This is a genomic window from Catenovulum maritimum, assembly GCF_001050375.1.
Lineage (GTDB): Bacteria > Pseudomonadota > Gammaproteobacteria > Enterobacterales > Alteromonadaceae > Catenovulum > Catenovulum maritimum.
Map to the genome: position 1 here is coordinate 1 of NZ_KQ130508.1, position 14,046 is coordinate 14,046.

Annotated in this window: 9 protein-coding genes; 4 read left to right on the forward strand and 5 right to left on the reverse strand. The window is 36.7% G+C overall.

Going from position 1 to position 14,046, the window contains the following annotated elements; all coding sequences use genetic code 11:
* Positions 1-451: 451 nt before the first annotated feature.
* Both kdgT and XM47_RS17135 read right to left on the reverse strand, forming a co-directional pair.
* On the reverse strand, positions 452-1,456 hold the full coding sequence (gene kdgT, locus XM47_RS17130) for a 2-keto-3-deoxygluconate transporter (protein ID WP_048695308.1): 1,005 nt from the start codon (positions 1,454-1,456) through the stop codon (positions 452-454).
* 376 nt (positions 1,457-1,832) lie between these two features.
* Positions 1,833-3,524 carry a methyl-accepting chemotaxis protein gene (locus XM47_RS17135; RefSeq protein WP_048695311.1) on the reverse strand — a complete coding sequence of 564 codons (1,692 nt, stop codon included), beginning with the start codon at positions 3,522-3,524 and terminating at the stop codon, positions 1,833-1,835.
* Positions 3,525-4,256: 732 nt separating this feature from the next.
* Here XM47_RS17135 and XM47_RS17140 point away from each other — a divergent pair.
* A complete protein-coding gene (locus XM47_RS17140; RefSeq protein ID WP_048695314.1) occupies positions 4,257-5,420 on the forward strand; it encodes a hypothetical protein in 1,164 nt (387 codons plus the stop codon).
* Between the two features lie 340 nt (positions 5,421-5,760).
* Here the strand turns inward: XM47_RS17140 and XM47_RS17145 are convergent, their stop codons facing one another.
* Both XM47_RS17145 and XM47_RS17150 read right to left on the reverse strand, forming a co-directional pair.
* Positions 5,761-6,669, reverse strand: a complete 909-nt coding sequence (locus tag XM47_RS17145) for a heparin lyase I family protein (protein WP_048695315.1) — start codon at positions 6,667-6,669, stop codon at positions 5,761-5,763.
* Between the two features lie 104 nt (positions 6,670-6,773).
* Positions 6,774-7,538 carry an IclR family transcriptional regulator gene (locus XM47_RS17150; RefSeq protein WP_048695318.1) on the reverse strand — a complete coding sequence of 255 codons (765 nt, stop codon included), beginning with the start codon at positions 7,536-7,538 and terminating at the stop codon, positions 6,774-6,776.
* A gap of 150 nt (positions 7,539-7,688) precedes the next feature.
* On the opposite strand from XM47_RS17150, the gene XM47_RS17155 reads away from it, so the two are divergent.
* Positions 7,689-9,746, forward strand: coding sequence for a methyl-accepting chemotaxis protein (locus tag XM47_RS17155; RefSeq protein WP_048695320.1), 2,058 nt, complete (start codon positions 7,689-7,691; stop codon positions 9,744-9,746).
* 93 nt (positions 9,747-9,839) lie between these two features.
* Positions 9,840-11,774 (forward strand): S9 family peptidase, encoded by a 1,935-nt coding sequence (locus tag XM47_RS17160; RefSeq protein ID WP_077066601.1) that lies wholly within the window; start codon positions 9,840-9,842, stop codon positions 11,772-11,774.
* A gap of 86 nt (positions 11,775-11,860) precedes the next feature.
* Here XM47_RS17160 and XM47_RS17165 read toward each other — a convergent pair whose 3' ends face one another.
* Entirely contained in the window at positions 11,861-12,262 is a 402-nt protein-coding gene (locus tag XM47_RS17165) for a DUF2721 domain-containing protein (RefSeq protein WP_245623496.1), read from the reverse strand.
* Between the two features lie 290 nt (positions 12,263-12,552).
* Here XM47_RS17165 and XM47_RS17170 point away from each other — a divergent pair, with 290 nt between their 5' ends.
* Entirely contained in the window at positions 12,553-14,022 is a 1,470-nt protein-coding gene (locus XM47_RS17170) for a sulfatase (protein ID WP_172656558.1), read from the forward strand.
* Positions 14,023-14,046 lie beyond the last annotated feature (24 nt).

Genomic DNA, 14,046 nt, shown 5'->3' on the forward strand with positions numbered 1-14,046 from the left:
TTTAGCTCTATAATAATAAGCGAAGCGATGTTATAAAATTCTTTGAGACCATCAATGCACTAAGGTGAAAATTAATGAAATGCCCAGAATGTCAAAGTAATGGAGTGGGGCTTATATCCAAACTATTCCTATTGTTTGAAATCGAATTAAGGTGTTCGTGTTGCGGCAGTGTATTTGTATTGAGTAAAGGGGTTTTCCTTTTTATTAATTTAGCTCTGCAGTCGGTTATTTATTTTAGTATTATTTACTCGTTTATTTATTTGTCTGTCGATATTGTTTACTTAGGTTTGCTAGTTGGCATCTTGTGCTTAGCAGTTTTGGTGTTATTTTTACCTATGAGGCTTCAATCAAAGATTGGTAGCAGGCGATTGATTTAGCTCTATGTTAAAACAAGATCTGTTAGGGGCTAATAAAGCCAATTTTGGGACTCGCAGTGCGAGTCCCAAATAGCTTAATGACTCATTTCTAATTCATTTTTATCTATTAAGCTCTCATTTTCTACCTGAGTTGGATCACCATATCGTTTGTGGTACATGGCGGTAATGATAGGTACAAGAATTGAGGTGACAATTACGCTTGTTGCAATCAGTGCTGTAGCGCTTTGCGCAGCAACGGCAAACTTAGGCTCTATTGCCGCGATTGCAGCTGGATTTGCTATTGCAGCACCTGCAGTAGAAGAAGCTGCAACCCCAGCTGTACCGTTACCTTTTCCTATCCAGCGATCGGCAAAAATTAACGGAATACCTGTGATTATGATAACAGCTAAACCTAATAATATACCCAATAAGCCAGTTTCAAAAATAACACCTAGGTTGATTGTATTACCTAAAGCAAAACCAACAAATGGGATCATCACAGCACTGGCACGGCTGAAAAATTCTCTCAAGCTGACGTCTAAATTCCCGAGAATAAAGCCAGCTAAAAAGGGTAATACAGCGCCAATAAAGTGATGTGGTTCGAAAGTAGCCGCACCAACTGACCCTAAAATTAACATTGTCATTAATGGCCCAGATTCTAAAGACATTAAAATAAACGCGCCAGACTCTTCTTTGGAGCCATACTGGTTCATTAAACTTGCGTATAAGCCGCCGTTAGTCATATCCATAGCTGACACTATGGCTAAAGTTGAAAGACCTGCAAATATTCCAGCTTCAATCCCATTTTCTGGTAATAATGCTGCCGCAATAATGGCTACTAACCAAGCCGTACCAATTTTTGTGACAACTAAGGTACCTGACTTACGAATAACAATACCTGTTGATTTAAGATTAATACTGGCACCAATACAAAAAAACCACACGGCTAAGATAGGTAAAACACCTGTCATTATTCCTTTTGTGAATCCACCAAAGTAATCGGCTGAATCTGGCGCAAGTGTATTAATTAAAGCACCAAGAAATAAGGGAACTAGCATCATGCCACCAGGCACGCGTTCAACTGCTTGTTTAATTTTCATTCGTTTTAACTTTGTTAATTTATTAAAAACCTAAATTTTACCGATTGAAATATGTAGATATCAATCAGTTTTCAGTCGATAGGGCAGCGTTTTAGCTTAAAGTTCATATAAAGAGATTTTATAGCTGTTTGGCAACATATTTGCTTGTAAAGCCGAATTAAGCTAACGCAGATTTTTGCTTATAAGTAATTGAAAAATGAACAGTGAGTTCATATTTGATGCTGGCAAGTGGCAATAGTTTAACTAGATTGAACATTGCGCTGCTTTAAACTCGGTGGTAGTCGAGACAGTACCACCGAGCATATGATTCAGGGCAAATTAAAACAAGTATCAGCTAATACAGTTAATACCAATACGACCGAAATGCATTGCTTAATTAAACCGAGAAATTCCCCATTTCTTTATTTAATGTATTGACGTTACGTTTCAAACTTTCACCAGTCTCTGCTACTTTCTGAATTTCAATCTCTGTGTGTCCTGTTGATTCAAACAAGCTATGTAAATTTTGGTTTAAATCTTCAGTTACACTGGTTTGTTGTGTCGCGGCCGTTGCAACGACAGCATTGACTTCATTAATTACGGTAATTGATTCATTTACCTTTTCTAAAGATGCTTTTGAAGATTCGGCAACTTCTTGAGCTTCTATGCTAGTATTTTTACTAACTGTCATTGATGAAACAGCATGTTGCGCACCCGCTTGTAATTTAGTGATCATTTCTCTAATTTCTTCAGTACTATTTTGTGTTCGACTTGCTAATGTGCGGACTTCGTCTGCAACAACAGCAAAGCCTCTACCTTGCTCACCCGCTCTGGCTGCTTCAATTGCTGCGTTTAAAGCAAGTAAGTTAGTTTGCTCCGCAATTTGCTGTATAACTTCTAAAACAGAACCTATAGCATCCGTTTCTTTTTCTAATTGATTCATTGCATCTGAAGACTTATTAATATCTTCATTTAGTTCTTTTAATTTATTAACTGCTTGCATCAATGCGGTTGATGTCTTGTTAACTTCATTACTCGCATCGTGAGCAGCTGTCGCGGCAGTATTACCGTTATTTGTGATTTCTTGCGCGCTTGCAACCATTTCGTAAATGACTTGGTTTAAATATTCAGTTTTAATTTTCTGTTCTTGGACTAAACCTAAACTAGTTTTGGAAGATTGCTCTAAAAATACAGTTGAATCATTAATAACATTGGCTTCTGCGGTCACATTTAGCACTATATTTCGGATTTTATCTGAGAAATCATTGAATGATTTAGCACACCGGCCCACTTCGTCATCAGACTCTACTTTTAATTTATGAGTTAAATCACCTTCACCATGGGCAATATCTTTTAATGCTTCATTCATGTTGTCTAAGGGTTCAAGTGCTTTACGAATTAAGAAAAAGCAAATGACACAGGAAATAATTAATATACTAATACTGACTAAGCTGGTTTTTGTTGCCAGACGACTAATCGTCATATCGAATTGGTTCACTTTTTCTTGAATCTTGAGTTCTATATCATCTATAAAGTAGCCTGTGCCTAATAGCCAGTCATAGCCTGGTATTTCAATTACATAGGCTAGTTTGGGGGCTTGTTCTGTATCCCCTAATTTTTTAAATGCGGTGTAGTGGACAAATCCAGTCCCATCTTGAGCAGCTGCTGCCATATTTTCAAGCGGGTGTTTTTTACCTTGTAGTTTAACTCTATCAATTTTTAACTTTTTTGGCGGTCTCGGACCAACACGACCATTTGCAATTGCATACATATCGTAACTATTGATGAAAAAATAAGTACCATCACCAAAGTTCAAATTGTAGATGTAGTTTTTAATTAATTGATCTCTTTGTTCTGAAGGGGGCATTGAAAGCGTGTCTTTCATAGCGGAGAGTGCAACTAATACTAGCGACTTTAACTCATTTTGTTTTTGCGCAAGCAAGGATTTTCTTTCGTTTTCAATTTGAGTATTTTTAAGCGTCTCTAGCTCATTCACTGTACTCCAAGCAACAGCGGCAGATACGATAATAAGTGGAATGGCACAGATAATTAATAATTTGTTCTTAAGCAGTTTTATTTTTTTAAACATGAATATTCTGACCTTCTAAAACCCATCTAAATGGAGTTTAATCATTGCCTTGTTATTCCTTTAGGTGATGTGTCATTGCCTTGACGTATTGCAATAAAGTGCTGCACTTACCTAAGCTTAATATGACTTATTTATAGTAAAGCTCACACTTGTCTTTCTGTACATATTTTTAGCTATTTTTTTACATATTAATTACTGTAGATTTTGAATAAAACAATGCATATTAATTAATAAATGCATTAAGCAATTTATTATCAAATTTAGTAACTTGCATGAGGTATATGTTTCTTAATTAATCAAAATCATGCAGTTTTGTTTTATTTAGTGAATTTATTTATGAATATGGTTGCATTTGTTAAATTAACCAATCAAAATTAGTTTAATTTGATTTATTATGGTCAAGTTAAGTCTTTGTGTAAAGTATAATATTTTAGGGCTTAGCAAGTGGAAAATGACATGCTTGATGTTAATTAAGCAATTATTACAATTGAGACTGGGTAGCAAGAATGTTTTTGGCATTACTTTCTTTATATTAGTTAATGTAAACATCGGCCTAAATCGAGTCTTTTTGAAAAGTGATATCGCTATATTTTGACTATACTCTTTAAATGATCGAATACAGATATCTTAACTATTCCGCCATCGGCTTAAATCTTTAGTAATGTTTCGATATGTTTTAGTAAAAATGGAAACTAGAATTCCTCAAGTAATCAATGTTTTGAAAGGTTAAAAATGAAAACTTCTTATTCGTATCTCATGAGCCTTGTGTGGTTTATCTGTGCTACTTCCTTTTCGGTACTAGCCCAGTCTCATGTTGAACAAGATGGTATAGTAATTGTTGAAGCGGAAAATTTTTCAACTCAGCATTTAGATGAGAAACGCCGTTGGGTCGTTTTTTCAGCTAATCAGCATCAACACAATTTACAAGATAGTGACTTACCTCATTTTGAGACAGCCAGCGGTCAAAAATATATAGAGGTTTTACCAGACACCAGAGCTAGTCATTATGAAACGCTAGTTCGAGGAGAAAATTTTACTGATCAGGGCGGAAACATAGCTGTGCTTTCATACCCAATTTTATTTAATCAAGCAGGAAAGTATTATATTTGGGCCAGAGCATATAGTTCTAATAGTGAAGATAATGGTGTGCATTTTGGTTTAAATGGCAATTGGCCTGAAAGTAGTCGGCGCTTGCAGCTGTGTCTGGGTAAATATCAATGGACTTGGTCTTCTGCACAACGTGTTCCAGAGAACCATTGCGGTGTTCCCAATACCATTAGTTTAGATATTCCTCATGCCGGCGTACACAATGTCATGGTATCTATGCGAGAAGATGGTTTTGAGCTGGATAAATTTATCTTAACCCGAGATAAAGGTTTCAAACCAAATGGGCTAGGAGGCGAAGAAACGCTTTCTATAACGAATCCTCTGCCAGAAAAAGAGATATTGCATGGTATAAATGAATACAAGCGTATTTTATTTGCAACTGAAGATTTCGTCGTCTCAGGTAAAGATCACAAAGCTTATTATAAGAATTTCACCGAGCAAGCACTTGCTATTGATAGCGCCAAGTTAGAAAATCGAGATAGATACTTTTCGGCTAAGGCGGTTGTTGACAGCAAAGACGTGGGCATCAACCAGCTTGTATTAGTTACTTTAGCTGAAACCAAAGGCGAATCTAGCTATAAAATATTACTCAACAACAAAGTCATCGCGAATTTTACGAATCCTAAATCTACACAGGACAAACAGGAAGTCTATTTTAAAATCAATAATATTGAGTTGAGAACAGGTGATGTGTTAGAGGTTGAAGCTATGGCCGTGGGTAAGGGGAGAAGTGACGTTTCACAGGGGCTGTGGCGAGCTTTAGTACTTGTCGGTGAGAGAGTGCTATAAATAGCGGTAGCGGGTCGCTTGTACAGCATAGTCTCATATCTTGTTTGAAACATTTATCAGAGCACTCAGGTGAAACATGCTTGGCTGAGTGCGCTTAATATTAGTATAAAATCTATTATTATTTAACCTGAGTTCAGGATAATAACTTGCTTTTTAGGGGCTATTTTTCCTTACTAATAGGTATTAGGTGCGTCGAATTCGCTGGTAATAGCCAGCTATTACGTAGTCAAATTCGCCTTATTCTAAGAATAGATACCCTTAAGAATAAAATTTCAAGTCTTTATTAATAACTACAATGCCTTAGCCAATTTTTTATCCCTAATTCAGGTTATTTGGCGTTTCACTTAGGTGCAACATCTTGATAGCTAGCATTGGGATAATCAGCCATTTTTATCGCATCAAGGTACAAATAGTGGTCATTTTTCATCACACTTAAATCACCATTTAAATATAAACCCCATGATGGATAAATACCTTTATCATCATTGTAACCAAACTGTATATCATGCTTGTTTAGTACTTTTTTGCCATCTATCCAGAGTTCTAGCAGGCCTGTTTTAGCACTTGAGTAATCTACTTTTACATGCAAAACGAAATCGACCCATCTGTCTAAATAATCACTTTTTTTACCCGGAATGGTAAAAGCTTCGGTGCCTTTTCCTGTTCTGGTAATACTTTTTTCATCTGGATCCCATTTCCACGAACCTTCCATGCCGTTTTTGGTTAAGGTTAAATGAAAAGGAGGATTTCTTGAATGTTCTTTTAGGCGTTTATCTGCACTGCCATGTATTTGAAAAAATAACCAATTATTAAGTTCATCTCGAGTACCGTCACTCGGGAAATAGAAACTGAACCCAAACCAAGCTTCAGCGCCCATGACAGTATCCGTTTTATAACCATGGAACATAGCTTTGCGATCAACATTATCTATTTTAGTTTTATTTCCATTATAAGCCGCAGGGTTTTTATGCTTCCAACTGAGTTTAGCTGAATAGTTTCCCTCGCGAACAATATTCTTTTCAATATTAAAAGCGTGATTGCCTTGCAGTTGATTAAACATGAAATTTTTCGGCAAGTCAGCTTTTAACCCAGGTGTAAAACCTCTCGGGCTTTGAGCGTTCCAGCCTTGATTTTCAAAGGATTCAATTACTTTGTATTGCGGGTTAGCAAAAGCCAGATTGCTCAAAGTTAAACTTGTGAAAGAGGCCAAACATAGACTTGCCAATCCACCCAACGAAATACGGTTCATACCGACTCCCATTTTAAATAATAAATACTTGATAGCATGTTAGTTGGCTATTTGAGCTTAGTTAAGTGAGTTTGAGTTTTATCCTCAAACTCGAAATAATTGGCTTAGATAACTGCGTTTAATTCAGCTTTAAAGTATAGTTTTGTACCAGCTTCTTTTACTTGTCTAGCCACAGATTCAATTAAATCGGGTGTAAACTCAGTAATGTGCGCTGTGATACCAATCGCAGCTATTGGGTTACCTCTGTAGTCATAAATTGGCGCTGCTAAGCACCTAACTTCATTGGCATATTCTCTTTCGTCCATAGCGTAACCTATGGCTACTACCTTTTTGATTTCTTCTTTGACGGCTTCAACCGTCAGTAATGTTTTATCAGTTCTTTTAACAAAACCAATTTCATCATAAATATCTTGGATTTTCTTATCGTACATATGCGCTAAGAAAATTTTACCTGTACTGGAGCAATGCAGGGGCGCCAAAGTACCTTGTCGTGAAGCTATTTTGGTCGGCGTTGGACTATCACAAACTTCAATTATTAATGAATTATAGCCACTTGGCACTGCTAAATGTGCAGAAAACCCAGTTGCTTTAGCTAATTCATGCAATACAGGTACGGCTTTGTCTCTAAGTTTATTAGTCGACACCATCTGTAAACCAATGTGCAGAAGGCTATTTCCCGCAAAATAAAATCGTCCTTGTTTTGAAGCCATTTGTTCATGGATTAAAGTTTTTAAGATCCTGAAAACCGTTGTATGTGGCATATCTAGCTGAGTTTCAATTTCAGATGCAGTTAACCCTTGGTCATTTTCTGACAGCATTACCAATATCTTACAAGCGTTTTTTAGGTTAGGAATTAGATAATCGTTCATTTATTCGCCTCTATATCTAGATTGGTTTGTCATTAGTTGTTTAACAAAAGTGACAATTTCCAATTCAGTTGTTAAGATTACGTTATTAGTCACAATTGGTCAATTTATTTCAATTGTGGTCATTATGGTTCTTTTCCTAAGGTGCAATAAATGAAAGTATTCAATTTACTTAAAATTAAAACTAGGATAATCCTCTTAGTCGCTATTCCATTAGTTGTGACTCTTATGTTAGCGGTCGAGAAACTGGATAAGGCTTGGGATGAGCTAGAAAATGTTGAAAAATTGGATACGCTTCAAAAGTATGTTTATGTCGCTGCCCCGTTATTATCGGCGTTACAGCAGGAGATTCTTTATACCAAGATGTATTTGGGACCGGGTACGATAAACGAGCCAACTGGAACTGAATTTTATCAAGATATGTTGGATAAGAGACCCGCGGTTGATAAAGCTTTAAAGGCTTATCGGGAATTCATCAATGATGAAGCTAAATATGCGGAATTCAGTATGTTTGTTGAAGATCTTAACGCGGTAAAAACTTATTTATCTAAATTAGATTTTATTCGTGATCTTGCAAATAAACGGTTAAAGAAATTAGAAAACCAAGATAAAACAGATGGAAAATTTACATGGACAGTTCGATCTTATCAAAACATCGCAGATAGCTTAATTAAAAGTACCAACCAAGTGGTTTTGATTGCCGCAAAAAATGCACATTTGTCGTTATTAGCCAACGCATTTAAAAATCTAATTTATGCTCAGGATAATGCAACTTTACTGGTTAGTTCAATTTATCGCGGTATATCTGGCTCTGTATCTATCAATACTTATGGTGCATTGATGAAGCAAGCCGCATTAGAAGCAGCCTACCTTGATAGTTTCATCCTGTTTTCTGCTCCTCAGACTGTAGATTATTTTAAACAAGAATTATTGAATCAGGACTATTATAAATTCGCAACAACTCAATATGAGCAAATTAGAAGAAAATCGAAAACCTATTTAGATAACCCCATTAATATCGATAAGTCGGAATGGTTAGAAAATGGTAGGTTAATTAGTTTGAGCTATGAAAAAGTGATAGATCGAACACTAGAAAATATTGAATTAACCAAAAACCAGCAAATCGATCAAGCTCAAACTCAAGTTTATAATATTATTGGTTTGATTAGCTTTTTAATTATTACCCTAGTTCTACTCTCTTTAAAAATAATTATGAGTATTAATACACCATTAAAAACCCTAATGGCAGACTTAAAGAAACTCGCCGACACTAAAGATATGACGCTGAGAAGTCACATTGAAGGCCGCAATGAATTGAGTTTAGTTGGCTTAGCATTTAATTCTTTAATCAGCGTTTTTGAACAAACCTTGTCAAATGTTAGAGAAAAAATTATCTCTTTAGATCTTATTTCAAAGCGCGTATCTAGCTCGATGCGAGAGTCCATGGATTTGATCCAAAACCAGACTACAGCGACAGATAATATATCAGTTGCAATTAATGAGATGACCTCAAGTATTTATGCTGTATCTAAAATGGCTTCGGATACGTCTGATACTGTACAAAGAGTTTCGGAAATTTCCATTGAGAGCGCAGAAGATGCATCTCAAACTAAACAAACCATAGATAACTTAATTATTGAGTTAGGGGATACCAATAAGCTTGTTGCAAACTTGAACGAAGAAGCGGGTCGAATTAGTAATGTTTTACAGGTTATACAAGGCATTTCAGAACAGACCAATTTACTTGCTTTGAACGCTGCTATTGAAGCTGCAAGAGCGGGTGAGATGGGGCGAGGTTTTGCCGTAGTAGCAGATGAAGTTAGAAGCCTTTCTAAGCGTACTCAAGATTCAACAGGTCAAATCCAAAGCCAAATTGAAGAGTTAATTAGCGGAGCTTCTTTAGCTTCAGAAAAAATGGATACCCTGCAAAAAAGTGGTCTAGCTGCTGTCTCAATTGTCGAAAAAAGCACACAATCTTTTGGAGTGATTAAGGCTGAATTGGAGCAAATTACGGATATGTCTGGTCAAATCGCCGTTGCAGCAGAGCAACAAACTAATGTGGCTGATGAAATTAATAAGAGAATCCACGCAATTAAAGATGATTCAGAAACCTTACATGAAAAAAGCAGCGACACACTGTCATCAATTGAAACCTTGTCTAACAATGGTGAACAATTGCTAGAAAACATTTCACTATTTCACTTTAAATAACTCTGTTAGTGCCTGATTTAATGTGCTTAAAATTTAGTTAGGCAGTTGATGGAGAAATTTAAAATATTTACCTTTAATTATGAGAAGGATTTTATGCAAAAGTTATTCTGTTTAATTCTATTTTTATCCAGCATGGGTATAGCTCATGCTACTGTCTCAGATCCCCAAATTTATGGTGCTTTAAAATCGGTCAGTTTGATGAGCTTATCGCCAAGCGGCGAGCGAATTGCTTATAGAACGACTGATGGTAACAAAGATTTGGTTGTCGTCATGGACATCAAAAATAATAAATTCATTGGCGGCATCAATGCTGAAGAAGTGAACCCTCAAAAAATACATTTTGTAACAGAAGATAAGGTCATCTTTGTCGCTTCGCAATACAAATCGCTACCCGGTTTTATTGGTAAGCATCATGTAAGTACCGCATTTGTATATGACATCGAGAATAAAAAGCTTAGGCAATTATTGGTGCCAGGCGATCGAATTTATACCGGCCAAACTAATTTAGGCACCATAGTGGGCATCTCTCCAGATCAGAAATATGCTTATATGCCTGCTTATGTTGGTGAAAATCAAGATATGCCAAATTTTAATCTGATGAAAATTAAATTAACGTCAAAAGCTAAGCCCACAAATTATGCACTTGGCTTAAATAGTGTGATTGATTATTTCGTTGATGCTGATGGTGGTTTACTGGCTAGAGAGCGTTATGAAAATGATGGCGGCAAGCATGTTATTGAAGCCCGTAAAAATGATGAATGGGTCGAGATTTTTTCTGAAAAAGTCCCTTATCGATATAAATCTTTTGTTGGTGTAACACCAGACAGAAAATCTTTAGTTATGTTAACTAAGTCGAATAAAACGCGCAGAACCGCATATTATACAATGTCACTTTCAGATGGAAAAATATCTTCCCCTATTTTTGAACACAAAAATAAAGGAGTTGAATCCGTTATTACAGATATTAATCGTGTAGTTGCTGGGGTTCGATTTTCCGGGTTTAAACCAAGTTATAGCTTTTTTGATAAAGAGTTAGACAAGAAAATTAATAATATCGTTAATTCTATGCCTCAGTACAGTTTTAGAATTACGGATTATGATGATAACTGGAACAATATTATTTTTTATCTTGAAGGTGAGGGGTTGTCTGGGGATTACTTGCTCAGTAGCAAGGGTGGTTTCTCTAGACTAGCAGGTGCTCGTAAACATATCGCTGGTAGTGAAGTCGCTCAGGTAATCGAGTATGAATATACAGCACGTGATGGTTTAAAAATTCCAACATTACTAACTTACCCCAAATCAGTAAAAGCGCAATCTGGCCAGCCTAAGCTTCCTGCAATTATGTTACCGCATGGCGGACCTGAATCATATGACAGGTTTGGCTTTGACTGGTTAGCACAATATTTCGCTAAAAAGGGGTTTTTAGTTATTCAGCCACAATTTAGAGGTTCAAGTGGTTTTGGTGCTGACCATACATTAGCTGGTTATGGAGAATGGGGTAAAAAAATGCAGCATGATTTGACTGATGCGGTATTACATTTAACCCAAACGGGTGACATAGATCCTGACAAAGTATGTATCGTTGGTGCAAGCTATGGTGGTTACGCTGCTTTAGCTGGCGCAGCATTTACCCCTGAAATATATAAATGTGTCATTTCAATTAACGGAGTAAGTGATCTAGAAGAAATGATGGATACAGAAGAAGAGCAATATAGTTCAAACCATTGGGTTGTTAGGTACTGGAATGATGTTATTGCAGATGGACCAGCGGGCGATAAATTACTCTCAGATATTTCTCCGATAAATCATGTCGAAAAAATTAATGCGCCTGTGTTGTTGATTCATGGTGAACATGACACTGTCGTGCCTTATAAGCAATCTTATTATATGCATGACGAGTTGGATGATGCAGATAAACAGGTAACTTTGGTGCGCTTAAATGATGAAGACCATTATCTCAGTTCTGACGTGACTAGAAAGAGTGCCTTAGAAGCGATCGAAAAGTTTCTTAAAAAGCATATGTTATGAGTTAATACACCTTAGTTAAGCAACACACTAAGTTAGCTTTTGCTTAGTGTGTTGTTAAAGACCGCATACCCTATTTTTCTTTATGATTATTCGTGTAGCCTGCCCAAATTTTCTAATTGTTTATTCAAAGCATAACCACTGATATAAACTTCAAAAAAGCAGATAAACAAAGAAATAATTAAACTAACTAGGCTGATAGCAAATAAAGTCAATGATAGTTCAGTAATTGGTATTAATAGGATAATCATAGCTAAAGTGCAGCTAATAAAGGCGCCTATCCCCCATAGTTGCATATGTCTTATCAGGCGGATCCTTAACCTTAAATGCTCGATTTGAGAGCGCATAGTGTCATCTGCAGTTTCACGATATTGGACGTAAAGTGAACGGGTTAAGCCTGCAATAACATTAAAGCGATTAGTGTAGGCGAGTAGTAATAACGAGATTGCTGGAAATAATAGAAGTGGACTCGTGCTTGTCATGTCAAACATATAAACATCCTGTGAATTTTAAACATGAAGAAGGGTACAGCTTATAACGAATTCCTATCATAGAACTTTATTCGCTCATTTCATAGACAGTAAATCAGATTTTATTACAAAGGTATAATAATTATCCTGAATTTAAGACCCTGTTATTGGCTAGACACTTCATCTAAATATTCATCTTACTAATTGTGCTTATTTTGTGTATTTTTTGTTTTATTGGTGTATATTGACTGGTTGTGACTTGTGTTGATTGTTTTGTGGCTTTGGCTGAATAGATTAAATTTGAGGTTGATATGTTAAATAGGCGTAATTTCTTACTCGGCGCTGCAGCAGTAGGCGGTGTTGGGGCTTTATCTCAGTTAGATTGGTTTAAAGCATTAAAAAAAGAATATCCAAATGTCTTGATGCTTATTGTCGATGATTTAAATGATTGGGTTGGTGCTATGAATGGCCATCCAAATGCCAAAACACCTAATATTGACCGCTTAGCTGACCAAGGTACTTTGTTTATGAATGCCCATGCTTCTGCACCTTTATGCGGGCCTTCTAGAGCCAGCATCATGACTGGTTTATCGCCTTCAACAACAGGAATCTATGGCCATATTAACGATAACGATATTAAGCGCGCCAGTGATAAAACGGCTCAATCTGTATTCTTGAGTGAATATTTTAGAGAGCATGGTTATTACACGGCAGCTGTCGGTAAAGTTTTCCATCAAAAAGTAGCAGCTGGCAGCTTTGACGATTATGGTGGCCGAGTTAAAGGCTTCGGTCCTTACCCTGAACAAAATATGGTTTGGGATGATCCTAGAACCAATACAGATTGGGGACCATTTCCGGAAAAAGATGAGCAAATGCCGGATTATGATTCAGCTCATTGGATCGCGGATAAGCTAAAGCAAGCGCATGACAAACCATTTTTTATGGCATGCGGATTTCTTCGACCTCACGCTCCTTGGCATGTGCCACAAAAGTGGTTTGATTTACATCCTAAAGAAGACGTAACTTTACCTCCGTATTTAATTCAAGATATGGCAGATGTGCCTGATATCAGCAAACGTATAACCGATCACCCTATGATGCCGACTACCGAGTGGGCAGTTGAAAATGGTGAATATCGCAATATTGTCCAAGGTTATTTAGCCAGTGTTTCTTTTGTCGATTCATGTGTCGGTATCGTGTTAGATGCACTTGAAAACAGTCAATATGCTGATAACACAGCTGTTGTGTTATGGGGTGATCACGGCTACCACATAGGTGAGAAAGAAAAATTTGCAAAAATGACGTTGTGGGAAAGAGCAACTAGAACTCCGCTAATTATTAAGCCACCTAAATCTAAAGGCAAACAAGTCACTAATCGCCCTGTCAGTTTACTCGATTTATATCCGACTCTAGTAAAAATGTGTGGCTTACCTAGAAACCCTGCAAATGAAGGCCGAGATCTGACCCCTTTATTGAATGATCCAACAACTAAGTGGGAACACGCAGCGCTAACCACGTATGGCGCAAAAAATCATGCTGTTAAAACTGAAAGGTATAGATATATACGTTACGAAGACGGTTCCGAAGAATTATATGACCATAAAAAAGATAAAGATGAGTGGGTAAATTTGGCGAATGATCCTGCTTACTTTGAAATAAAGCAAAAACTTGCCGAAGAGATCCCTATAGAAGATGCGCCTTGGTCTAACAAAACTTATTACACGGGTAATGATTATTTTAATCAAAAAACCCTAGAGGCAGGTGGCAAAGGCAAGATTTAGTTCTGGCCTCGCTCGTTAATTTAG